Raw genomic sequence first — 23297 nt, forward strand, 5'->3', positions numbered from 1 at the left:
GTGGTGGAGGGCTGTTCGACGCGGATGGCGGTCAGTGCGCGCCGAACCGGGCGGTGTGGACGTCGCCGAGAGTGATGTGTACGGCCTGCTGATCGGAGTAGAAGTCGAGGCTGCGGTAGCCGCCCTCGTGGCCGAGGCCGGACGCCTTGACGCCGCCGAAGGGCGAGCGCAGGTCGCGCACGTTGTGGCTGTTGAGCCAGACCATGCCGGCCTCGACGGACTGCGCGAACAGGTGCGCGCGCTCCAGCTTCGAGGTCCACACGTAGGCGGCGAGCCCGTAGCGCGTGTCGTTGGCGAGCGAGAGGGCCTCCGCGTCGTCGTCGAACGGGATGATGGCGACGACGGGCCCGAAGATCTCCTCCTGGAAGATGCGCGCGTCGGGCCGCACGTCCGCGAAGACCGTCGGCGCGACGAAGTTCCCGGTGTCGAGGCCCTCCGGCCGGCCTCCGCCCGCGACGAGCCGACCCTCGGAACGCCCGATCTCGATGTAGGACATGACTTTCTGGAAGTGCTCGGGGTGCACCAGGGAGCCGACCTCGGTGCGCGGATCCGACGGGTCGCCGACCACGATGTTCCGGGCGCGCGCGGCGTAGCGCTCGACGAACTCGTCGTACACGCCGCGCTCCACCAGGATCCGGCTGCCCGCGGTGCACCGCTCGCCGTTGAGGCTGAAGACGCCGAACAGGGTGGAGTCGATCGCCTTCTCAAGATCGGCGTCGGCGAAGACCACGGCGGGCGACTTGCCGCCGAGTTCCATCGACATCGCCTTGAGATGCGGGGCGCAGTTGGCGAAGATCAGCTGCCCGGTGCTGGACTCTCCGGTGAACGAGATGAGCGGCACGTCGGGGTGCTTGACGAGCGCGTCGCCGGCCTCTTCTCCGAGCCCGTTGACCAGGTTGAAGACGCCCGTCGGCAGTTCGGCCTCCTCGAAGATCCCGGCCCACAGCGAAGCCGACAGGGGCGTGAACTCGGCGGGCTTGAGCACCACGGTGCAGCCCGACGCGAGGGCGGGGCCCAGCTTCCAGGACTCCAGCATGAACGGGGTGTTCCACGGCGTGATCAGGCCCGCGACGCCCTTCGGCTTCCGGTTGACGTAGTTGACCTGGGTGCCGGGAACCTTGTAGGTGTCGTCGCGCTGCGCCACGACGAGGTCCGCGAAGAACCGGAAGTTCTCCGCGGCGCGCTGCGCCTGCCCACGGGCCTGCGTGATCGGTAGACCGGAGTCGAAGGACTCGAAGACGGCGAGCTCGGCGTCGCGGGATTCGACGATGTCGGCGATCCGGTGCAGGATCCGGGCGCGCTGGCGGTTCTTCATGCGCGGCCACGGGCCGTGCAGGAAGGCCTCCCGGGCGGCGTCGACGGCCGCGTCGACGTCCGCCTTCCGTCCGGCGGCGGCGGTCGCGTAGGTCTCGTTCGTGACGGGATCGAGGACGTCGAAACGCTCACCGCCGATCGAGTCGACGCGGCGTCCACCGATGTAGTGGGGGATGTGCGCGGGCAGGTTCTCCGGGATGCGGGTCATGCTGTGCTCCTTGGGGGATGGGGTGCGCGGCCGGGTACCGGCCGATGCAGATAGGCGGTGGGGGTGGCGAGGCGGTGCGCGCGCACCGCGAGTTCGACGGCGCGCGGCTCCTCGCCGCGCTCGATCATCAGGAGGATCCGCTCGTGTTCGAGCACGGAGGCGTTCGCGCGGCCGGGTACGAACGCGAAGGTGGTCGACCGCACGTGGGACAGGCGTCGCCAGCAGCGGTCGACCGCGTCGCGGAGGTCGCCGTTGGGGCATGCCGCCGAGAGCACGCGATGGAAGTCCTCGTTCTGCGCGGTGAACCGCACGGGGTCGAAATCGTCGAGGCCGTGGCGCAACTGCTCGTTGATCGCCCGCGCGGCGGAGAGATCCGCGGTGGTCAGGAGAGGCGCTGCCAGGGCGACGGCGGCGCCCTCGACGATCGACATGGTCTCGGTGATGTCGTGGTACTTCCGCGGATCGATCCGAGCGACCCGTGCGCCCACGTTGGGCTCGAAGGTGACCAGGCCCTCGGCCTCGAGCCGGCGCACCGCCTCACGGACGGGGACCACGCTGATCTCCGATTCCCGCGCGAGGCGGTCGAGGACGAGCCGATGGCCGGGGCCGTAGGTGCCGTCGGCGATGCGCTCGCGCAGCGCCTCGTAGGCGCGCTGGGACTTGCTCACGTACATCTGCCGCGATCCCGCCGGTGCTCCTCGTACCGTTCGCGCCACTGGGCGTTCATCGGGAACAGCCCGTCGACGGGGTGCCCGGCGCGGACCTGTTCGGCGATGAACTCCTCCTCGGCCTCCTTCTCCTCGGCCTCGGCGGCGATCTCGGCGGCGAGGGAGGGCGGGATCACGAGGACGCCGTCGCCGTCGCCGACGAGGATGTCGCCGGGCTGCACGGTGGTGCCGGCGCAGGCGATGGTCTCGTCCACGCCCCACGGCACGTGCCGTCGTCCGAGTACGGCCGGATGCCCGCCCGCGTGGTAGGTCACGACGTCCACGTCCGCCACGACGTCCAGGTCACGGACTGCGCCGTCGGTGATCAGCCCGGCGGCCCCGAGGTGTTCGGCCCGCAGCGCGAGGATGTCGCCGAGGGTGCCCGCATCGGTGATGCCGCGCGCGTCGATGACCACCACGTCGTCGGGTCGCAGGGAGTCGAACAGGCGCTTCTGCGCGTTGTAGCCCCCGCCGTGGGTGCGGAAGAGGTCCTCGCGGCCGGGGACGTAGCGCAGGGTGCGGGCGGTGCCGACCAGCCGCCGCCCGGGCTTGGTGGAGCGGAGACCGTCGAGCGAGACGGTGTTCATGCCACGGGCCCGCAGCAGCGACGACAGCGTGGCCAGCGCGACCGAGCTCAGCCGTCGCTTCAGCTCCTCCGTCAGGACGGGTGCGTCGTCCGCCGTCGGTCGGCCGGAGGCGTCCGCCCACTGTTCGGGCGTCGCCTTGGGCCGGGCGCTGTACGGCGGCAGCCCGACGGTGCCCTGCACGGCCGTGGTGGTCAGGCGTCCCGTGCTCCGGCCGCCGGCCACGACCTCCACCTCGACGGTGTCGCCAGGGGCGAAGACGGACGCTCCCGCAGGCGTTCCCGTGAGGATGACGTCGCCGGGCTCGAGGGTGATCAGCTGGGACAGGTCGGAGACGATGCGGGGGAGGGAGAAGAGCAACGTGCTCGTCGAGTCCTGTTGGACGACGGTGCCGTTGAGGTACGTCGTGATCTCGATCGTGGCCGGATCGATCTCCGCGGCGGGGAGGAGTACGGGGCCTATCGGGGTGAAACCGTCGCCGCCCTTGGACCGCACGTTCGCGCCCTTGTCGGCCCAGCGGAAGTCGAATGCGCCGAGGTCGTTCGCCGCGGTGACGGCGGCGACGTGCGACCACGCGTCGGCCTCGGCGATCCGTCGGCCGCCGGTGCCGATCACGAGGGCGATCTCGCCCTCGAAGCCGAGGATCTGCGCTCCGGCGGGAAGCTCGACGGCGCCGCCCGTGCTCAGCGAGCCCGCCGGCTTGAGGAAGTAGCCGGGAGCCTCCGGCGTCCGCCCCTTCTGGGCGGCCCGCGCGGCGTACCCAATGTGCATGGCGAACACCGTTCCCGGCCGGCCGCCGAGTAGGTTCCAAGCGGCAACGGCAGTGGAATTCGTTGTGTTCCAGGGCATGTCCGGATCGTATATGATCGGTCACTCGACCGGTCAAGGGCGAGAACGGTATTCGAATCAACCGCGCGTCGAAGAACAAGAGCGGCTTCGCGCAGAAGCAAGTCGTCCGCCCGGCGCGCTCCATCAGCTGCGCGCATCGACAAGGATGCGGCGCTCCAGTCCTACGGACGACGGAGCCGACGGTGCCAATGTGGCTCACGTCACATCTCCTCGGTGAGGCCGATGACCGCGGCCGGACAGGACCCCCATGATCGACGCCACTGCACTGCCGGACGCGAAGACGGCCGGCGCGGACGAACCGAAGGCCGACCAGGACCGCAGGATCCTGGTGTTCATCGGCCTGTACTCGGCCGTCCTATACACTGTGCTGCTGATCGCGCCGGTGATCGCCGAGCCGCTCTCGGAGCGGTACGGCCTCGACGCGGCACACGTCGGAGTGCTCTTCTCCTGCGAGCTCGGGGCGTTCAGCCTCGCGACCGTGCCCGCCTACGTGTGGCTGACCAGGGTGTCCCCGGTCCGGGCCGTGACCGCGTTCACCATGGTGGTGGCACTCGGTCACCTGGCCTCGGGCGTGGCGCCGAGCTTCGGCGCCCTCGTCGCCATCCGGATCGTCACCTCGCTCGCCGCGGGTTCGATCACCGTCATCCTGTTGAGCCTGCCGCGGCGGACAGCGAACCCCGGGCGCGCCTTCGGCGTCTTCGTGGTGGCCCAGCTCGCGATGGGCGCGCTGATCCTTGCCGTCTTCCCCAGTATCTACGCGGGTCACGGCATCGCGCCGCTGTACTGGACGCTCGCGGTGCTGACCGTGCTGTGCCTGCCGCTGTCCCGGTTGCTCCGCGGTGTGCGGCTGACGGAACCGGCCGACGGCGCGGAGGGGGTCGGGGACGCCGCCCCTGCGGCGGGTCGGGCCGTGGCACGGACGATCGCAGGGTTCGCCGCCCTGTTCTGCTTCTACGTGGCGCTGTCCGGGGTGTGGACCTTCATGGGGACGATCTCCACCGACGCGGGCAACGACGCCGGCGCGACGAGCATCGTCCTCTCGATCGCCACGGCCGCCGGGATCGCCTCCGCGGTGATCGCGACGACCCTCGGCGAGAGCCGCCTTCGCGGTGCCTATCTCGTCGGAGGCCTGGCGTGCCTGGCGCTGGCGGTGGCGCTCCTGTTCGGGGCACCCGCGCTGGCCCGGTTCCTGGTTGCCGCGATCCTCTTCAAGTTCGCGTGGACGTTCGTGCTGCCGTACCTGCTGTCCGCGATCGCCGCACTCCCCGGCGGCGGCCAGACGATGAACACCGCGAACCTCATGATCGGCGGTGGATTCGCCCTCGGCCCGATCGTCGCGGGCGCGCTCAGCAACGACGGCTCGTTCGCCGCGATGCTCGCGTTCTCCTGCGCGACCCTGCTGCTCGCGCTCGTGCTCGCCGTCGTACTGTGTGCCGGGCGACTGGTGGCCGCTCGTGCCTGACCAAGAGGAATTCATGACCGACACCGCGGATCTCGTCCTCACCGGCGGCGTGATCGACACGCTGGCGCCGGGTGTCGGCCGGACGGATGCGCTCGCCGTGCGAGCGGGACGGGTGATCGCCCACGGCGCTGCGGCGCGGGATCTGGCTGGGCGCGCGCACACCGTCGACCTGGGCGGGGCCTACGCGATGCCGGGCTTGATCGACGCCCACAACCACCACTGGCTCGCCGGGCAGACCGAGCTCTACGAGCTCCAGGTGTCGTCGGCGGCACCCTTCGAGGACGTGCTCGAGGCCGTCCGGGTGGCGGCCGCGGCGACTCCCGTGGATCGCTGGCTGGTCGGCGGCTCCTGGGGTTCGGGCCTGCTGGATCGGCTCGACTCCCCGGAGGCGCTCGCGCAGTTGGACACGGCCGCAGGCGGTAGGGCGGTGATGCTGCGCGACGACACCAAGCACAACCGCTGGGTGAGCTCGGCTGCACTTCACGCCGCCGGGATCGACGCGCACACACCTGATCCCGCAGGCGGGCGGATTCTCCGCGACCTGTCGGGCGTGCCGACGGGCGTGCTCTTCGAGGCCGCCGGCGCCCTGGTGGAGAACGCCCTCGCGCGGGCGCAGCCGGGCACGCCCGACATGCTCGCAGCGGCGAGTCGCCGCGGCATCGAGATCCTGCACTCTTACGGAATCACCGCGTTCCAGGACGCCGGTGCGACCCTGCCGCTGCTGCACGCTCTGCGCACGCTGGACGAGAGGGGTGACCTGCCCGCCTGGGTGGTCACGGCGATGCTGGTGAACGACTTCATCTTCGGCGCCTCGCCGGTCGGGGAGGGGATCATCGCGGAGCGCGCCGCGACCGCCACCGAGCACCATCGGCCCGAGTTCGTGAAGATCTTCCTCGACGGCGTCCCGCCCTCGCGCACCGCCGCCTTCACCGAGCCCTACCTCCCGGACGTCCACGGCTGCAGGCACGGAGGCGAGCCGCTGATGTCCCAGGAAGAGCTGGACGGCTGGCTGTTCTCCACCGCCGAGCGGGGGATCGGCGCCAAGATCCACTGCACCGGAGACCGATCCGTCCACATGGTGCTCGACGCCGTCGAGCGGGTCCGGGCGGCGGGCCACCTCGATACCCGCTACCACGTGGCGCACGGGCAGTTCGTCCTGCCCGAGGACATCGGACGGTTCGGCCCGCTCGGCGTCGTCGCCGAGATCTCCCCCGCGCTGTGGTTCCCCGGCGTGATCGCCGACGCCAACAGCGCGGTGCTGCCCGGCGATCGCGGCCGCCGGATGCAACCGAACCGCGCGCTCCTCGACGCGGGCGCCACGGTCGTGGGCGGATCGGACTGGCCCGTCGCGGAGGAGCCCGACATCTGGGGCGCGATCTACGGCCTGGTCACCCGTCGCGACCCGACGCGCCGCTACCCGGGCGCGCTGTGGCCGGAACAGGCCATCGGGCTCGACGAGGCCATCCGCGCCTACACCGTCGATTCCGCGCGCGCACTCGGCATCGACGACGTCACCGGCTCCCTCGGCATCGGCATGTCGGCCGATCTCGTCGTGCTCTCTGCGGATCCGCACGCCGTCGACATCGAGGAGGTGCCGGGGATCGGGGTGCGCCAGACCTGGTTCGCCGGGGCACTCGTACACGAGGAGTGATCCTCCGGACCCGGCCTCCGGGCGGCTCCGCTGGGCTACCGTCGGTAGAGGCGAAGGGAGCGAGCATGGACGAGCGGGTCGAATCGACCCCCGCGGCGCGGGAGATGCTGCGGGAGTTGTGGGACGGCAACGGCGAGCTGCTGATCCACCAGAGCGGCGGCTGCTGCGACGGCTCCGCCCCGATGTGCTTCCCCGCCGACGAGTTCCGCGTGGGTGACGCGAACGTGCGGCTCGGCACCGTCGACCTGGAGGACGGGCGGACCGTGCCGGTGTGGGTGTCCGACGGCGAGGCGCGGGTGTGGGAGAACAGCGTGCTGATCCTGGATCTCGAGCCCGGCCGCGCCGCGGGCTTCTCGCTGGAGGGATCGTCGGGGAAACGGTTCGTCTCGCGCGTGCGGATCGTCGGCGCCGACGGTGCCGCCTGCCCCGTGCCCAGGACCTGAGCCGAGCGCGCTCGACAGGGGCGCACTACCGTCGGTCATGAGGCTTGCGAACGACGAGCCGTGGACGGAGGGGCGCGTGCCCGAGCACTACGACATCGACAGTGAGGCTGCGATCGAGCGGCGCGAGGCCGGTCTCGAGGTACTGGCCGGCATCGACGGCGAGGACGCCCGGACCGTGATCGACGGCCTGGCGGAGGTGAGTCCCGCGCTCGCGCACCACATCGCGGCGTGGGGATTCGGCGAGATCTACGCGCGACCCGGCCTGGACCCGCGCAGTCGGCAACTGGTGACGCTCGGGATCCTCACCGCGCTGGGCACGGATCCGCAGCTGCGAGTGCACATCAACACCTCGCTCAACGTGGGGATCACCCGCGAGGAGATCACCGAGGTCTTCCTGCACTCCGCGCTCTACGCGGGCTTCCCCCGGGCGATCAACGCGACGCTGGTCGCGCGGGACGTGTTCGCGGAGCGCGACCGCGGCTGACCAGGTCGGACAATCGCCGGTCCCAGTGCGCCCAGGAATCGGGCGGCAGCAGCGCCATCCCCACCGCGAGCCCGGCGAGGCCGACCGCGAACCCCGCCGCCGTGTCCGAGAACCAGTGCACGCCCAGGTACAGGCGGCTCGCCGCGACGGCGCCGATGACGGCCGCGGGGACGAGCAACGCGAGCAGGCGCCGTCGCGCCGGCCAGCCGACGGTGACCGCGACCGTCGCCGCCAGGAGGAGCGCGGTGGTGCCGGTGACGTGGCCCGACGGGAAGCCGTAGTCCGACTCGTTGACGAGGTGATCGACGACCGGCGGCCGCTGCCGTGCGAAGACGGACTTCAGCACCAGGGTCGCCGCTGAAGCGAACGCCGTCGAGCCGAGCACGAAGATCGCGGCGGACACGGACCGTCGCCACGCCAGGATCGCCGCCACCACGAGCCCGAGCGCGATGGTGCCGCCGGGGGAGAAGACGTCCGTGATCAGCGTCATCACGGACGTGGCTGCCGCATCGCGGTGCTCGACCATCTCCTCGAGCACCTCCCCGTCGGCCTCGGAGACGGGTTTCCAGCCGACGAGCAGGCCGAGTGCCACCACGGCGACCAGCAGCGCGGCCGCGGCGGCGAGGAGTGCCCGGCCGCGGCCGGAGAGGATGTTCATCCCACCAGAATGCCCGCGCGAAAGCCGTTAGTGCAAACCAAGACCGGGTAAAGTGCGCCTCATGACCGGGCGGGCCCGGGGTAGCGTGAGCCTGTGCGGAAGCGACTGAGGAGGGCGCGCGCGGCGCGGCTGCAGAGCGACACCCTGTACGCCGATGTCTCCGAATGGCAGCCGCCGCTGCCCGAGAAGTACCCGTACCGGTGGGTCGCCGTCCGCTCCAACGACGGCACCTATCGCGACCGCCGGTTCGCCCAGAACTGGGACACGGTGCGGCGCATGCTCGACGACGGGCGGTTGGTGGGCGCGATCGTCTACGCCGTGGTCCGGCCGAACTGGGAGGACAGCCTCGCCGTGCACGTCGAGATGCAGGGCGAGGACCGTCCCGACGTGGTGACGATGGCCGACGCGGAGTCCTGGGGCGGACAGATCGTCGGCGATCACTCCGACGCCTTCAACCGGTTCACCTGGGGCGCCTCCGATTGGCGCGGCGGCGGAGCGGATCCGCGCCCCACCCGGTGCATCGGTTACCTCAACCCGAACGACATCGGCATCTGGCCGACGCTGCCCGAGATGCCCTTCGTGGTGCCCTCGTACGGCGCGCTGCCCGACTTCTCGCGCGCGCCGGAACTGGGGCGTCGCTTCGCGATCCACCAGTACACCGACGGCAGCGGCTACGGCAACGGGCTGCCCGAGGGCTACGGCCGCGTGCGATGCGACATGAACGCCGCCAACGGACTGGATCCGTGGCAGCTGGGCGACCTGCTCGGCACCACCACCATCCCGGTGGACTGAATCACTCGCTCCACGGCGTGAAGTGCACGTCCGGCAGGACCGGCAGCCAACCGTCGACCCACGCGCCGGCGTAGGCCCGCACGTCACCGGTGATCAGCTCGATGACGTGTCCGGGCAGCTCGGCAGCGACGAGCGGCAGGAGTCTGCGTCCCTCCGCGGTGTGGTGCGCAGCCAGATCGTCCGTCCGCCAGCCGGTGTCCCAGTGGAAGTCGCGATCGAACCCGGCCTGCCAGGCGTCGAGCTCGCGGCCGAGACCGTCGGGCAGGTCGAGGTGCTCGGGGCCGATTCCGCCGTAGGTGGCCCACAGTGGAGGGCCGGAGTAGTCGTTCATCAGCCGGATCCAGCGTTCGGATGCGACGTCGAACTGCCGCACCTCGGTGCCGGCGGCAAGCGGCGTCGCGCCCGACGGGGACCACCCCGTCGCCCAGCCCCCGGCGTAGCCGCGCTCGCCGACGGGCCACAGGCTGTACTCGATCACGAACCCGGGGAGCTCGGCGACCAGGCCGTCGACGATGCCGCGACTCTCGCGGGCGTATGTGCGTGCGGCGTCGGCGGAGCGCCAACCGTCGTGACCCCGGTGTTCGGTCTCGAACAGGGCCTGCCAGGTGTCGATGCGGGCCTGCAGCCCGGCGGACAGTCCGAGGTCGTCGCCGGTGAGCGGTCGCGTCCTGTCCTCCCCGAACAGCGGGACCGGGGTGTCGTCGTCGGGCCACAGGTGCAGGACGCGGCTCGGGATGGGCTGATGGCCGGGCATCCGCCCAGGTTACGCGGCCTCTGATGCGAATGCATCGACGAATGGCACGAACAGTGGTAGAAAAATGGTATGAGGACAACCATCGACGGGGCGGGCCGGATCGTGGTGCCGAAAGCGATCCGGGACGCGATGGGGCTGGATGCCGGGAGGGCCGTGGACGTGACATTCGCAGACGGACGCATCGAGATCGAGGTGGCGCCTGTGGAGATCGACATAGTGTCGGGCCACCCGTTTCCGAAGGCGGTCCCGCGGGAGCCGATTGCGCCGCTGACCGACGACATGGTCCGTCGGACCCTCGAAGAAGTTCGGCAATGGCCTCGCTAGCGTGCGACACCAGCGTCCTGCTCCCGGCGTTGCTGTCGTGGCATCACGCACACACCAGATGCGCCTTCGCATTGGCGCAGCAGGAGTTCGCGGTCCCCGCGCACGTTCTGATGGAGACATTCAGTGTGCTCACGAGGCTCCCGGGGAACCGTATCTCGCCGGAGGGGGCGGCCGCGCTCATCGCAGGCGTCGACGCACCGTTGATCGACCTTCCCGCCTGTGAGCACCGTCGGGTGATTGCGGCGCTGGGGGCGCGAGGGATCGGTGGCGGCGCGACGTACGACGCGCTGGTCGCCGCAACTGCGGCGCATCACGGAATGACGCTCCTGACCTCTGATCTGCGGGCGCCGCGCACCTACGAGGCGGTCGGATCCACGTACCGGACGGTGTGAGGCGGCGCCCGCAGCGATCCGGTCCGCTCGCTGCGCTCCCGGCACCGTCGGGCGGGAGCACCCGGACACGCGCGCGGCGCCGCCCCCGCATGGGGAACGGCGCCGCGGGCACCCTCACCAGGTGCGGTCCGGGGACGGGATCAGAAGAAGCCCTGAGCGCCCGGCGCGTACGAGACCAGCAGGTTCTTGGTCTGCTGGTAGTGATCGAGCATCATCTTGTGGTTCTCACGGCCGATGCCCGAGTCCTTGTAACCGCCGAACGCCGCGTGCGCGGGGTACTGGTGGTAGGTGTTCGTCCACACGCGGCCGGCCTGGATGTCGCGGCCCGCGCGGTAGGCGACGTCACCGTTGCGCGACCACACGCCGGCGCCGAGGCCGTAGCGGGTGTCGTTGGCGATCTCCATGGCGTTGTCGTAGCCGTCGAAGGACGTCACCGCGAGCACGGGGCCGAAGATCTCCTCCTGGAAGATCCGCATGCTGTTGTCGCCCGAGAAGATCGTGGGCTGCATGTAGTAGCCGCCGGAGAGGTCGCCACCCAGGTCGGCCGCCTCGCCGCCGGTGACCAGCGTCGCGCCCTCGTTCTTGCCGATGTCGATGTAGGAGAGGATCTTCTCCAGCTGCTCCTTCGACGCCTGCGCGCCGATCATCGTGTCGGTGTCCAGCGGATCGCCCTGGATGATCGACTTGGTGCGGATGGAGCCGAGCTCGAGGAACTCGTCGAAGATCGGCTTCTCCAGCAGCGCGCGCGACGGGCAGGTGCAGACCTCGCCCTGGTTTAGCGCGAACATCGTGAAGCCCTCGAGGGCCTTGTCCTGGTAGTCGTCGTTCGCGGCCATGACGTCCTTGAAGAAGACGTTCGGGCTCTTGCCGCCCAGCTCGAGCGTGACCGGGATCAGGTTGTCGGCGGCGTAACCGGCGATCAGCTTGCCCGTGGTGGTCTCACCCGTGAAGGCGATCTTGCGGATCCGCTTGGACGAGGCCAGCGGCTTGCCCGCCTCCAGGCCGAAGCCGTTGACGATGTTCACCACGCCCGGGGGGAGCAGGTCGCCGATGAGGGAGAACAGGTACAGCACCGAGACCGGGGTCTGCTCGGCGGGCTTGAGCACGATCGCGTTGCCCGCGGCGAGCGCCGGCGCCAGCTTCCAGACGGCCATGAGGATCGGGAAGTTCCAGGGGATGATCTGGCCGACGACGCCCAGCGGCTCGTGGAAGTGGTAGGCGACGGTGTTCTCGTCGATCTCCGAGAGCGAGCCCTCCTGCGCGCGCAGGCACGAGGCGAAGTAGCGGAAGTGGTCGATCGCGAGCGGGATGTCGGCGTTGAGGGTCTCGCGGACCGGCTTGCCGTTCTCCCAGGACTCGGCGACCGCGATGGCCTCGAGGTTGGCCTCCATGCGGTCGGCCATCTTGTTGAGGATGTTCGCGCGGACCGTCGGGGAGGTCTTGCCCCACGCGGGGGCGGCGGCGTGCGCCGCGTCGAGCGCCAGCTCGATGTCCTCGGCGGTCGATCGGGCGACTTCGCAGAAGGTCTGGCCGGTGACGGGCGACGGGTTCTCGAAGTACTGGCCCTTGACCGGCGCGACCCACTCGCCGCCGATCAGGTTGTCGTAGCGGGACTGGTAGCTCATGAGCGAGCCGGCCGCGCCGGGGCGTGCGTAAACGGTCATGGAGGACCTCCAATGAGTGCGTGATGTCAGTCACAGTCCACCGTACGCAGTGACCGTTGCAACACCGTTGCACTCGGTTGCATCACCGATCGGTGCAGGTCAGGCCAGATCGATGGCGATCGCCGCCAGGCGTCCGTCGGCCTCGGCGCGCGCCCGCGCGTCGCCGTGTGCGCGCAGCACCCGCCAGCCGTGCTCGTCGTCGCGAGCGTCCGGGAGATCGAGCCACCGTCGGAGCAGGCCCAGATCCCGGCTCGCCATGACGGCGGAGCGCAGGCTCTCCGCGAGCTCGGTGCGCAGTCGCGCGACGCCGGGCGCCGCGGAATTGGGCAACAGCGGCCCGCGGTAGACCGCGAGCGCGTCCGCGACGCGACCCGCCCGGATCGCCCGTGCGGCGTCGTCGGCGTCGGAGGCCAGCGAGCCCACGAGTCGGTACGGGCGCGACCCCACGAGATCGGCGCCGACCGTCTTACGCAGGCGGGAGACCTCCGCGCGCACGGTGACCACGTCCAGGTCCCGCTCGTCGAGCAGCAGGGCCAGGTGGTCGGCGGTCAGGCCCTCCGGATGCCGGGCGAGCAGCGCGAGGATGTCCGCGTGGCGGCCTGTCAGCGGTACCTCCCGGCCGTCCTTCTCCAGCACCGGGCGTCCGCCGAGCAGGCGCAGGCGCGGCACCGTGGACGGGACGGGCGGGGCGAGCCGCAGGATCGCGAGCTGACCCTCGACCGCGAGCGCGGCCGCGCGCACCAGGGCCAGGGCCTGCGGGGTCGCCACCTCGGGGCCGCCCGTCACGTCGAGGACGCCGATCGGCGTCCGGGTGACCGGGTCGTGGACGGGGACGGCGGTGCAGTTCCAGTGATGCGCCCGGCGGGCGAAGTGCTCCGACCCGGCGATCTGCACCTCGGTGTCCAGCGCGAGGGCGGTGCCCGGCGCGTTGGTACCGGCCGCGGTCTCGCTCCAGTTCGCGCCCGGCGTGAAGTTCATGGACGCGGCCCGGCGCAGCGCGGCATCGTCGCCCTCCACCCACAGCAGCGTGCCGTCCCGGTCGCCGACGGCCACCATCGCGCCGGCGGAATCGTCGACGAGGAGCCGCCGGATCACCGGCATCACGCCGGCCAGAGGGGTCCGGGCGCGCAGGGCGTCGAGGGCACCGTCGCGCGACGGTGCCTCCCCGTCCGGATTCACGCCCACGGCCCGGCTGCGCTGCCAGCTCTCGGCGATGAGGTGCCGCAGCTGCGATGCGCGCAGCGCGGACTCGTCGACCGCACCGTCGACGAACATGCTGTGCAGCCGCGCGGCCGCACCGGCGGACGCGACGGCTCGGGAACCGGTCACCATCGTGGAGACGACGATAGCTCGGACCGGGCGGTCACCAGCCCGGATCGCCCACGATCTGCAGGCTCACGTAGGTGGGATGTTCCGGACTGAGCAGCACCGTCTGCTTGCCGAACCGCGTTCTCACCAGGTCCGGGACCGTCGCCAGGTAGCGGGGGACGCTGCCGGCGTAGACATCGACGCGCAGCCGATGGCCCTCGTCGAGCAGCGCATCCGTGGGCACCACGTCGATGTCCATCTCGATCGTCTCGCCCGGAACGACCTTCTGCTTGGCCGACCAGGTGAGCGGGTGGAAGGCGCCCAGCAGCTCGCCCTCGGCGTCGTAGGCGCTGCGCCCGGGGTCGACGGCGCGGTTCGAGGCCAGCAGCGCCCCGCCCGAGAGGACCGTCGAAGTGCCGTCCGGTGCGACGTCGTTGACCGTGACCGTCCAGATCGCCTCGTCGCCCTCGCACTGCGTCACGAGGTGGACGTTGATCGCGCCGCTGAGCTGCACCGGGACCGCTGCGGGCGGCGAGGTGAAGCTGATCGCGCCGCGCTCCTGGACCCCGGCGCTCTCGCAGGCCGGGACGGCCTTCGTCAGGCCGGCCAGCACCATCGTCAGGTCGGGGGAGGCGAGGCCGCGCAGGTCGATCCGCGTCGAGGCGGACTCGCGCCGGCGGGCCGGGAAGGTGGCGAGCCCACCGTCGTACCTCGTGTGACCGGCCGTGCCCGACGGATCCGGCGTGGCGTAGAGCCGCTGGGTGCGGGCCCCGGGCCGGGGGAAGGCCTCGCCCGCGGTCCAGCCGCCGCCCTGCTGTTCCAGGGTGACGGGGCCGTACCGGTCGACGCCGTTGTCGATGCCCTTGAGCCAGCGGTCGTACCAGGCGCGCTCGAGGACGTCGATCCGCGGCGGCGCCTGAGTGCCGCCGAAGCCGGCGCCCATGTCGAAGTGGTAGCCGTTGGTGATGACCATCTGCTTCTGGCCCGCAGGCAGGTTCAGGCGCTGGTAGGTGCGGGGCGTGCTGCGGCCGAAGAGGTCGTGCCAGCCGCCGAACAGGAAGGTCGGTGCGGTGATCGCGTCGATGTTCGCGTTCCGCTCGGTGAAGTACGGGTTGTCGTTGACGCGGGGATCGCGGCCGGTGAGCACGCCGGTCACCACCGACGAGATCTCGGTCGCGGGCGAGACGATGCGGCTGTGCAGCCAGCGGAAGACGTTGCCGTTGACGGTGTCGCGCAGCAGGGTCCGCGGGTTGTAGAGCCACTTGAGCGCGTTCACCGCGCCCAGCCACAGCGGGATGAACACCGACGGGAGGCCGCCCGTGATGTAGATGTCGCGGACGATGTCCTCGCTGCCCTCGATCGCGAAGACCGCACCCAGGCCCTCCGGTGCGTGGCCCGCGGCCTGCAGCGAGTTGATCGCGGAGTACGACCAGCCGCCCATGCCGAGCTCGCCGTCGCACCAGGGCTGTGCGCGGGCCCACGCCAGGGCCTCCACCGAGTCCTGCTGCTCGCGCGGGCCGAGGATCTGCCACACGCCGTGCGACGTGCCGGTGCCGCGCACGTCGACTATCACCTGCACGTAGCCGCTGCGCACCAGGCGCCGATTGATGCCGAAGCCCTGCAGCAGGCCGCCGGAGAAGTCGACGGTGCCGCCGGTGAGCGCCTTCGAGGCGTTGGTCAGGGCCGGCCCGACGAAGGCCGCGTGCGTGGTCTCGTCGATCGCGTCGACGACCATGCGGTTGTACGGATTGAGATTGAGGATCGCGGGGTAAGGGCGCTCGACGGGCACCCCGTCGATCTCGGCGGGACGTACGACGGTCGCGCGGAGCACCACCCCGTCGGACATGCGGATGTCGACGTTGCGGTCGATGTGAACCCGGGGGTAGGTGAGCCGGCCGTCGACGGCCTCGCGCCAGGCGAGGGCGTCGGCGCCGCCGGTCGGGTCGCCGAGGGGGAGTGTGTGGTCGACGCGCGGGTGGTGCGCTCCGCCCGTCGGGGCGGGCAGCGCGGGGCTGCGGTCCCAGAGCGGAAAGCGCACGCCGGACAGCCGTGCGTTCGCTCTACCGGATCGGCTGGTCACCATTGCAACCCCTTCCCTTCAATCGTCAACTTAGAGCACGGGTGACGCACCTCACAAACCCAGGGTGCGGTTGTTGCAGATCCGATGCAGAACGGTTGCATTCCCGGAGGGTCCCGCTCACCGCGAATTCAGCACTCCGCACGACTCCCGGAGGCCCGATAAGCTCGGTCTCGCAATCGCCCACGAACGATCCGGAGGTACCCCCATGTCGCTGACCACCACGCTCCTCGACCCCGCGCGCCAGCCGGCTGTCGTCGCCGACTTCGCGTCGGTCGTCGAAGCCGAGGTGGGCGACAAGAGCGGCCTGTCCGGCACGGTCATCAAGACCGCGTACGCCGCCGTCAAGAAGGTCTCGCCCACGGTCATCGAGTCCGCGCTGACCAAGCTGCTGCCCGACTTCGCGGCCGCCCTCGACCCCTTCTGGACCGAGTTCCAGGCCCAGGGCCCCGGTGACTTCGGCCAGTTCCTCGCCGCCCGCGGCGACCAGGTGGGCGACGCGCTGCTCGCGGTGACCGATGCGAAGGCCGAGTCGACCAGCCAGCCGGCCCTGCGCAAGGCCTACTCGAGCCTGCGCGGCAAGGCGAAGGAGAACGTCGTCGCCGCGCTGCCCCGCGTCGGCGCGGCCGTGCAGAAGAACGGCGCCTGATCATGGGTGACGTGCAGCTCCACGGCTCCGACCAGCTGACCACCGCGGTCGAGCACGCCTACAGCGCCACGGTCACCGCGGGCACCACGGTGCACATCGCCGGGGTCGCCCCGCTGGATCAGGGCGGCACCACCGTCGCTCCGGGTGACGTCCAGGGCCAGGTGCGCGCCGCGGTCACGAACCTGCGCGTGATCCTGGGTGAGCGCGGCGCGCAGCTGTCCGACGTCGCGCGACTGACTGTCTTCGTCGCCGAGCACCTGCAGGTGGATCTGCAGGTCGCGGCCGAGACGCTGGCCGAGGTCTTCGTCGACCTGCCGCCGGTCTCGGTGATCGGCGTGAGCCGGCTCCGCTACGACGACCAGGTGGTCGAGCTCGAGGCCGTCGCCGCTCTGTAGCCGCTGTGCCGGCGCTCCCGGTGTGAGCGTCGGCACAGGCGGGCGGACCGGCGAGCGGCGGCCACAGGGGTTCGTTCCCGCCGGATGCGAGGGGTTACCGTAGGAGACGTGAGTACTCCCTCCTCCGCAGACGCCGTGGCCACCGTGATCACCGGGGCGAGCTGGCCCAGGATCCTCACGTGGCGGTCCGACGACGGCAACCTCCTCGAGTCCGTCCGGGTGCAGCTCACCGGCGATCGGATCAAGGCCTACGGCCGCATCATCGCGGCACCGTCGACCGACTGTCCGGCCTTCAACGCCTCGTATGACCTGGTCACCGACGACGAGGGCGTCACCAAGCGGCTCTCCGTGCACGCGCTCACCGCGGCCGGCGAGTCCCAGGTGACCATCGCGCGTGACGGCGAGAACCACTGGCTCGTCCAGGGCGCACAGGGCTCGGAGCGCGGTTTCTTCTCCGGTGCGCTGAGCGTCGACGTGCTCAAGTCGGCATTCTTCAACGCCCTCACGATCCGCCGGTTCGACCTGCAGAGCCACCCCGAGGAGATCGACGTCCCGGTCGTGTACGTGGACCTGCCGAGCCTCGCGGTCAAGGAGACCGTCATCAACTACGACGGTGCCGCCGATGGCATCACCGTGATCTCCCCGATCAGCAGCTCGAAGGTCTCCGTGGACGCCGACGGCTTCGTCGTCGACTACCCCGGCCTGTCGCGCCGCGTCGAATAGTCAGTCGAGCGTCGTGATCACGCCTCCGGCGTGACCGGCCTCGCGCAGCGCCCGCTGCCATCCCGCCCCGTCGAGCACGGGGACGAACGGGGTGCGGCGGGCGTTCTCGTACCGCCGGCGCGCCGCGTAGCCGCGTTCGGTGATCTCGCCGACGGTGCCCTTCTCGGCCAGCTCCGCGCGCGCCGCGATGAGCTCCGCGATGGTGTCGTCCAGCGCGTCGAGCAGCGCCTCCGCGTTCGCCTCGCACATCGCGTTCACCAGCGACGGCGCCGTACCCGCCACCCGCGTGACGTCGCGGAAGCTGCTCGCGGCCAGGGAGAGGGCCAGCTGCTTCGCGGCCGGGTCCAGTTCCGCCGTGATCGCGACGGCCTCGGCCACCACGTGCACCGAGTGCGAGATCCGGGCGACGGCCGCGTCGTGTTCGACGGAGCCGGCCGGCACGATCACGGCGCCGCAGTCCAGCCCGACGGTCGCGGCAAGGCGCCAGGCCTCGACGGGCGTTTCGTCGTCGGCGGTGACGACCCACGTCGCGCCGTCGAACAGGGTGGCGTCGGTGGCCTCCCAGCCGGAGAAGGCGGTGCCGGCCATCGGGTGGCCCCCGGCGTAGCGGCCCGTCAGGCCCGTGGCGGCCACCCGTCGGGCCACGGCGCCCTTGACGCTCACCGCGTCGGTGAGCCAGGCGTTCGGGGCGTGCTCCGCGACGGCGGCGAGCACGCCGTCGAGCGCCGGGACCGGCACCGCGACCACGATCACGTGCCCGTCCCGATCCGCCCGCCGCAGGGTCGCGACGAGGTCGGAGGAGGCGTCGAAGCCCGCGGCGTCGGCGTCGTCGACGGCGGCCGCCGAGCGGTTCCAGCCGTACGCCGGCCGACCGGCGCGACCGAGGGCGCGGAGGATCGAGCCGCCGATCAGGCCGAGGCCGAGGACGCACACGGGGACGTCGGAATGAGGAGCACGCTGCACGGACACCCCGACAGCGTTCCACAACGACGTTCGGAAGCCGTATGAGACGTGTCGCGGACGCGCGTTTACGGATACGGTTTCACCCATGGCCGCACAGACCGCACCGGAGCGCTACGACGACGTCGACGGCTACGCCGTGGCCGTGACCCGCGAGGAGACCACCTGGACGGTGCACCTCCTCGATCCGGGCGCGCTCGGCAACATCGCGAAGGCCGAGCAGGAGCTCAAGGCACTGCGCGCGACGGGGGCGGTGTTCGGCCTGCTCAACGTCGACGACGAGTACTTCGTCATCGTCCGGCCCGGCCCGTCGGGCACGCGCCTGCTGCTCTCGGACGCCACCGCCGCCGTCTTCGACGAACTCGCCGAGCAGGCGCTCGAGCGGCTCAACGTCGAGGTGCCGGACATCGATCCGGAGGAGATCGAGGAGACCGATCCCTGGCCCGAGGGCGATCTGGGGATCCTCGGCGACCTGGGTCTGGGTGAGCAGGAACTGAGTGTGCTGCTGGCCGATCCCGACCTCTACCCCGACGAGCAGCTGCAGGTGATCGCCGAGCGGCTCCGGTTCGACACCGAGCTGGGCGCGATCCTCGACTCGCTGAGCTAGTGGCGCTGCTCGACGCGGAACGGGCGGCGATGGGCCTCGCGCTCGAAGCCGCGGGACTCTCGGGGCCGGACGACGTCCCCGTCGGCGCCGCCGTCCTGGCGCCCGACGGTGCCGTCCTCGCCCTCGCCGGGAACCGTCGGGAACAGCTGGGCGACCCGACCGCCCACGCCGAGGTTCTTGCGCTCCGCGAGGCCACGACGACGTTCGGCGACGGCTGGCGGCTCGGCGGCTGCACCCTCGCCGTGACCCTCGAACCCTGCGCCATGTGCGCAGGTGCCCTGGTCTCCGCCCGGATCGAGCACCTGATCTTCGGTGCCTTCGAACCGAAGACCGGCGCCGTGGGCTCGGTGTGGGACGTGGTGCGCGATCCGCGGGTCACGCACCGGGTGACGGTGCGGGGCGGCGTGCGTGAGGCCGAGTGCGCGGCCCTGCTCACTGCGTTCTTCAGCCCGCACCGCGGCTGACCTGCCGATTTAACGCTCAGGACGACTTCCGGTAAAGTACTCCGACGGTGGCGTGTCCGAGCGGCCGAAGGTGCAGCACTCGAAATGCTGTGTGCGGTAACCCCGTACCGAGGGTTCAAATCCCTCCGCCACCGCTGAGGGAAACCCTCTCCGATCCCGATCGGAGGGGGTTTCTCCCGTTCCGGGACCGGGTGCGAGCCCGCGGCGTACGGCGCAGCCACCACTCGCAGAAGCCGAGCGCGAGCAGCCAGCTTCCCCAGGTCGTGATCGAGCTGCCGAGCGTGTCGCTCTGCACGCCGGTGGCGTCGAGGACGAGGAAGACCACGGGCGCGAGGATCCGGTTGATGATCACCGAGTACATCAGCGCAGCGCTCCGCAGCATCCATCGCCGGTGCGCGGCCACGTCGCGGCCCACGATCGAGCGCACCCCGAGCGCGGTGCACAGCAGCATCAGCGAGCCGAGGGTCACGTCGGAAGCGGCGGCGATCGGCCCGAAGGGCGTGACCGTGCCGACTGCGATCGCTGCGAGCCCCACGGGCAGCGCGCACGCGACGTAGACCCGGCCTGCGATCCAGTGGTACTTCGCGAACCAGCGACGGCCCAGCTGGATCAGGCCCGCGAGCATGGCGACGGAGCCGAGCAGGATGTGTCCGACGAGTAGGCCGTAGTACCAGTTCGGTTGATCGTCGAGCGGGACGCGGCTGCCGCCCGTTAGGTACGGCGGCAGTGAATAGGCGAGGAAGACCAGCACGATCAGGGTGCTCACCAGCAGTTTCTTCATGCTTGGAACGGTAGGGAGTAGCGGTGCCGGCGCGGATCACCCGCGCGGGTGGGCCTGCGTAGTCCCCACGGGTGAGGTGGTGCGGCCGCGGCGCTCAGTGGGAGCTGAAGAAGCCGATCGCCTTGTCGCCGCTGTCGCAGCGGGCGAGCATGCCCGGGGTCTTGGGGAACGTGCAGTTCCATCCGTCGACGGTGACGGGCTGCGCCATCGCGATCTTGGGGCTGAAGTCGTTCGCGACGCGCATCGCCTCGGCGCAGTCCACCTTCACCCTGCCGAGGGTGTGGACGTACAGCGCCCCGTCGGGGCCGCGGGTCTGCCCGCACATCTCCGCGCGCGTCTCGGCCACCGTGGTGGTCGCCGACGGTGCGCCGGACGGTGCGGGGCTCGAAGCGGAATCGGACGAACTGCCGCAGCCCGCGAGGAGCAGGCCGCACACTGTTGCAGTTGCGACGACTGTGACAGGCGTTGCGAAGTGCTGAAATGCGGTCATGCCCTGCACGGTACCCGTCCTCCGGTGATGGACCTCACAAAACTGCCGGTCAGCGACATTATTGCGGGCGGCAACGATCGGTACACTCGAACACGACCCGTATCGCGCAGCCCGCCGCGCCTCGACGACTCGGAGTGACTCGCATGGCACTGTTCCTGTACCGGCTGGGGAGGTTCGCCTACCTCAACCGCTTCAAAGTCATCGCGGCCTGGCTGCTGATCTTCGTGGGGATGCTCGCGGGCGGTTTCGCGCTGAGCAAGCCGACCGTCGACAACTTCTCGCTGCCGGGCCTGCCCTCGGCCAAGGCCACCGACATCGTCTCCGCGAACTTCGGGGAGAACGGCGGTGATCCGTTCACCACCGCCTCGGCGACCATCGTCTTCCACGCCAAGGACGGCAAGCTCACCGATCCGGCCGCCGCGGCCGGCATCGACCGCACCATCGCCGACATCAAGAACCTGACCAAGAAGGTCACGGAGAACGGCGTCGAGCGCGACGTCCCGCTGGTCAAGGACCGCGAGCTCCTGCACAACCCGACGGGCAAGCTGGACCCTGAGTCGCTCACCCCGGAGCAGCGCAGTCAGCTCGAGGCGATCACCGCCCAGGGCAAGGACATCGCGTCGACCAAGCCCTCCCAGGCGCAGAAGGACGCCGACGCGGCCGCGACCTCGTCGGTCAGCGCCGACGGGAAGACCGCGAAGATCACGGTCAACTTCGTCGACAAGGTCACCGACCTCCCGAAGAGCCTGTCGGACGACATCACGAAGGCCCGCGAGGCCGGACAGTCGGTGTCGAACGGCACGCTGCAGATCGAGGCCGACGGTTCCGCTGCCCGCGGCAACCCCGACATGGGCATGACCAGCGAGATCATCGGCATGATCGTCGCCGCGATCGTGCTGATCATCACCTTCGCCTCGCTGGTCGCGTGGGGCCTGCCGCTGATCAACGCGATCATCGCGGTCCCCGTGGCCATCGGCGGCGTCATGATCGCCACCCACTTCATCGAGCTCGGCACCTTCCCGACGGTGCTCACCTCGATGATCGGCCTGGCCGTCACCATCGACTACGCCCTGTTCATCGTGTCCAGGTACCGGCACGAACTCCGGCGCCTCGGCGCCACCACCAAGGAACAGCGCGCGGAGGCCGCGGGCATCGCCGTCGGCACCGCCGGCACCGCCGTGATCTTCGCCGGCCTCACCGTGATCATCGCGCTGGCCGCCCTCGCCTTCATCGGCATGGACTTCCTCGGCCAGATGGGCGTCGCCGCAGCGTGGGGCGTCTTCATCGCCGTCATCGTGGCGCTGACCCTGCTCCCGGCCCTCCTGGGCCTGTTCGGCTCCAAGGTCTTCGCCGGCCGCGTCAAGGGCCTGCATCCGCCGGACACCGACGAGGGTGAGGGCCGCGTCGCCAACGGCCTGCGCTGGGCGAACCTGGTCAAGAAGGTCCCCGTCGTCACCCTCATCGCGGGCGTCGCGGTGCTCGGCATCCTCGCGATCCCGATGAAGGACATGAAGACGGCGCTCCCCGGTTCGGGCATGAGCGAGAAGAATACGTCGGAGCGCAAGGCCTACGACCTCATCGCCGACGCCTGGGGCAAGGGCGCGAACGGCACCCTCCTCGTCGCGGTCGACGGTGCCGGTGCCTTCCCGAACCAGCGCCTGGGCGCGTACGCGCAGATCGTGGACAAGGTGAACACCAGCCCGGAGATCGCGCCGCTGGTGGCGAACGCCCAGATCGCGCAGCTGGCTCCGGACAACAAGGCCGCCACCATCATCGTGACGCCCAAGTCCGGGCCCAACGACGACGACACCCAGACGCTGGTGAAGAAGCTCCGCAACATGGCCAACGGCGAGGCCGGCACCAAGGAGCGCCTCCGCGTGGACGTCGGCGTTGCCGGCAGCACCGCCATCGAGATGGACATCTCGCAGGAGCTGAACAAGAAGGCGCTCCCGAAGTACCTCGCGATCGTGGTGGGCCTGGCGTTCCTGCTGCTGCTCATCGCCTTCCGTTCGATCCTGGTGCCGCTCACCGCCGCGCTCGGCTTCCTGCTGTCGGTGGTCGCCACCTTCGGCGTGACCTCGGCCATCTTCACCGACGGTGCACTGGGCCTGATCGAGAACACCCAGCCGCTGGTGTCCTTCCTGCCGATCTTCATGATCGGCATCGTCTTCGGGCTCGCGATGGACTACCAGGTCTTCCTCGTCTCCCGGATGCGCGAGGAGTTCGTGCACACGGGCGATGCGACCCGGTCCGTCGTCACCGGCGTGCAGTACGGCGCCCGTGTGGTGACCGCCGCGGCGATCATCATGATCTCCGTCTTCGCGTCGTTCATCCTCAACGAGCAGGTCTTCATCAAGGAGATCGGCTTCGGCCTGGCGACGGCCGTGCTGCTGGACGCCTTCGTGGTGCGACTGGTGCTCATCCCGTCAGTGATGACGTTGCTCGGCAAGTGGGCCTGGTGGCTGCCGAAGTGGCTGGACAAGATCCTGCCGAACGTCGACATCGAGGGCGAGGCCCTCGTTGCACAGCTGGGCCGCGGCGACGCGAACGCCGTGAC

The 23297-nt window shown here is 70.6% G+C and carries 23 protein-coding genes, 1 tRNA gene and 1 pseudogene; 14 read left to right on the plus strand and 11 right to left on the minus strand.

Annotated features, from left to right (window positions below; all coding sequences use genetic code 11):
• Positions 1-31: 31 nt before the first annotated feature.
• The 3 genes from hpaE to FK268_RS10220 are packed head-to-tail and all read right to left on the minus strand — an operon-like array spanning position 32 to position 3584.
• Entirely contained in the window at positions 32-1522 is a 1491-nt protein-coding gene (hpaE, locus tag FK268_RS10210; RefSeq protein ID WP_146433693.1) for a 5-carboxymethyl-2-hydroxymuconate semialdehyde dehydrogenase, read from the minus strand.
• A complete protein-coding gene (locus tag FK268_RS10215) occupies positions 1519-2196 on the minus strand; it encodes a GntR family transcriptional regulator (protein WP_146433695.1) in 678 nt (225 codons plus the stop codon). The genes hpaE and FK268_RS10215 overlap by 4 nt, the downstream gene beginning before the upstream one ends.
• Complete coding sequence (locus FK268_RS10220; RefSeq protein ID WP_231707017.1) at positions 2187-3584, minus strand: fumarylacetoacetate hydrolase family protein; 1398 nt, start codon at positions 3582-3584, stop codon at positions 2187-2189. Before FK268_RS10220 ends, FK268_RS10215 begins: the two co-directional genes overlap by 10 nt.
• Positions 3585-3909: 325 nt before the next feature.
• Here FK268_RS10220 and FK268_RS10225 point away from each other — a divergent pair, with 325 nt between their 5' ends.
• The 4 genes from FK268_RS10225 to FK268_RS10240 all read left to right on the plus strand — a co-directional run bounded on the left by FK268_RS10225 (position 3910) and on the right by FK268_RS10240 (position 7702).
• Positions 3910-5124 (plus strand): MFS transporter, encoded by a 1215-nt coding sequence (locus tag FK268_RS10225; RefSeq protein WP_146433699.1) that lies wholly within the window; start codon positions 3910-3912, stop codon positions 5122-5124.
• Between the two features lie 13 nt (positions 5125-5137).
• Positions 5138-6775, plus strand: coding sequence for an amidohydrolase (locus FK268_RS10230; RefSeq protein ID WP_146433701.1), 1638 nt, complete (start codon positions 5138-5140; stop codon positions 6773-6775).
• Positions 6776-6840: 65 nt separating this feature from the next.
• Complete coding sequence (locus FK268_RS10235; protein ID WP_146433703.1) at positions 6841-7218, plus strand: DUF779 domain-containing protein; 378 nt, start codon at positions 6841-6843, stop codon at positions 7216-7218.
• A 37-nt stretch (positions 7219-7255) separates the two neighbouring features.
• Entirely contained in the window at positions 7256-7702 is a 447-nt protein-coding gene (locus FK268_RS10240; protein WP_146433705.1) for a carboxymuconolactone decarboxylase family protein, read from the plus strand.
• Here the strand turns inward: FK268_RS10240 and FK268_RS10245 are convergent.
• Positions 7650-8360, minus strand: a complete 711-nt coding sequence (locus FK268_RS10245; protein WP_146433707.1) for a phosphatase PAP2 family protein — start codon at positions 8358-8360, stop codon at positions 7650-7652. The two genes, FK268_RS10240 and FK268_RS10245, sit on opposite strands and share 53 nt — an antisense overlap.
• A 93-nt stretch (positions 8361-8453) precedes the next feature.
• On the opposite strand from FK268_RS10245, the gene FK268_RS10250 reads away from it, so the two are divergent.
• The gene (locus FK268_RS10250; RefSeq protein WP_231707018.1) at positions 8454-9152 is read left to right on the plus strand and encodes a hypothetical protein; all 699 of its coding nucleotides are present in this window, start codon (positions 8454-8456) and stop codon (positions 9150-9152) included.
• A gap of 1 nt (position 9153) precedes the next feature.
• Here FK268_RS10250 and FK268_RS10255 read toward each other — a convergent pair whose 3' ends face one another.
• A complete protein-coding gene (locus FK268_RS10255) occupies positions 9154-9906 on the minus strand; it encodes an immunity protein CdiI family protein (protein ID WP_146433709.1) in 753 nt (250 codons plus the stop codon).
• A gap of 69 nt (positions 9907-9975) precedes the next feature.
• Between FK268_RS10255 and FK268_RS10260 the strand changes: the two genes are divergently transcribed.
• Together FK268_RS10260 and FK268_RS10265 are read left to right on the plus strand one after the other, a co-directional pair.
• Positions 9976-10230, plus strand: coding sequence for an AbrB/MazE/SpoVT family DNA-binding domain-containing protein (locus FK268_RS10260; protein WP_146433711.1), 255 nt, complete (start codon positions 9976-9978; stop codon positions 10228-10230).
• On the plus strand, positions 10218-10622 hold the full coding sequence (locus FK268_RS10265; RefSeq protein WP_146433714.1) for a PIN domain-containing protein: 405 nt from the start codon (positions 10218-10220) through the stop codon (positions 10620-10622). The genes FK268_RS10260 and FK268_RS10265 overlap by 13 nt, the downstream gene beginning before the upstream one ends.
• Before the next feature lie 140 nt (positions 10623-10762).
• On the opposite strand, the gene exaC is transcribed toward FK268_RS10265, so the two are convergent.
• The 3 genes from exaC to FK268_RS10280 form a co-directional block, all read right to left on the minus strand.
• Complete coding sequence (exaC, locus tag FK268_RS10270; protein ID WP_146433716.1) at positions 10763-12286, minus strand: acetaldehyde dehydrogenase ExaC; 1524 nt, start codon at positions 12284-12286, stop codon at positions 10763-10765.
• A gap of 99 nt (positions 12287-12385) precedes the next feature.
• A complete protein-coding gene (locus FK268_RS10275; protein WP_146433718.1) occupies positions 12386-13618 on the minus strand; it encodes a GAF domain-containing protein in 1233 nt (410 codons plus the stop codon).
• Between the two features lie 31 nt (positions 13619-13649).
• Complete coding sequence (locus tag FK268_RS10280; protein WP_231707019.1) at positions 13650-15632, minus strand: CocE/NonD family hydrolase; 1983 nt, start codon at positions 15630-15632, stop codon at positions 13650-13652.
• A gap of 247 nt (positions 15633-15879) precedes the next feature.
• Between FK268_RS10280 and FK268_RS10285 the strand changes: the two genes are divergently transcribed.
• The 3 genes from FK268_RS10285 to FK268_RS10295 all read left to right on the plus strand — a co-directional run bounded on the left by FK268_RS10285 (position 15880) and on the right by FK268_RS10295 (position 17438).
• Positions 15880-16320, plus strand: coding sequence for a DUF6918 family protein (locus FK268_RS10285; protein ID WP_146433722.1), 441 nt, complete (start codon positions 15880-15882; stop codon positions 16318-16320).
• A gap of 2 nt (positions 16321-16322) precedes the next feature.
• Positions 16323-16715, plus strand: coding sequence for a RidA family protein (locus FK268_RS10290; protein WP_146433724.1), 393 nt, complete (start codon positions 16323-16325; stop codon positions 16713-16715).
• A 108-nt stretch (positions 16716-16823) separates the two neighbouring features.
• Positions 16824-17438 (plus strand): putative glycolipid-binding domain-containing protein, encoded by a 615-nt coding sequence (locus FK268_RS10295; protein ID WP_231707020.1) that lies wholly within the window; start codon positions 16824-16826, stop codon positions 17436-17438.
• Here the strand turns inward: FK268_RS10295 and FK268_RS10300 are convergent, their stop codons facing one another.
• Positions 17439-18401: a prephenate dehydrogenase gene (locus FK268_RS10300; protein ID WP_231707055.1), complete on the minus strand. Its 963-nt coding sequence runs from the start codon at positions 18399-18401 to the stop codon at positions 17439-17441.
• An 85-nt stretch (positions 18402-18486) separates the two neighbouring features.
• On the opposite strand from FK268_RS10300, the gene FK268_RS10305 reads away from it, so the two are divergent.
• From FK268_RS10305 to FK268_RS10315, 3 genes are all read left to right on the plus strand, one after another.
• Positions 18487-19005, plus strand: coding sequence for a tRNA adenosine deaminase-associated protein (locus tag FK268_RS10305; protein ID WP_146433730.1), 519 nt, complete (start codon positions 18487-18489; stop codon positions 19003-19005).
• Between the two features lie 29 nt (positions 19006-19034).
• Positions 19035-19469, plus strand: coding sequence for a nucleoside deaminase (locus FK268_RS10310; RefSeq protein ID WP_146434513.1), 435 nt, complete (start codon positions 19035-19037; stop codon positions 19467-19469).
• A gap of 46 nt (positions 19470-19515) precedes the next feature.
• Positions 19516-19603: transfer RNA gene (locus FK268_RS10315), tRNA-Ser, on the plus strand.
• On the opposite strand, the gene FK268_RS10320 is transcribed toward FK268_RS10315, so the two are convergent.
• Positions 19585-20250, minus strand: coding sequence for a DUF2306 domain-containing protein (locus FK268_RS10320; protein WP_146433733.1), 666 nt, complete (start codon positions 20248-20250; stop codon positions 19585-19587). The genes FK268_RS10315 and FK268_RS10320 overlap by 19 nt on opposite strands.
• A gap of 94 nt (positions 20251-20344) precedes the next feature.
• Entirely contained in the window at positions 20345-20740 is a 396-nt protein-coding gene (locus FK268_RS10325) for a hypothetical protein (protein WP_231707021.1), read from the minus strand.
• Positions 20741-20970: 230 nt separating this feature from the next.
• On the opposite strand from FK268_RS10325, the pseudogene FK268_RS10330 reads away from it, so the two are divergent.
• A pseudogene (locus FK268_RS10330) lies at positions 20971-23196 on the plus strand (MMPL family transporter); the annotation flags it as partial.
• Positions 23197-23297 lie beyond the last annotated feature (101 nt).

Origin of the sequence: Tsukamurella sputi (assembly GCF_007858445.1) — a bacterium.
GTDB lineage: Bacteria > Actinomycetota > Actinomycetes > Mycobacteriales > Mycobacteriaceae > Tsukamurella > Tsukamurella sputi.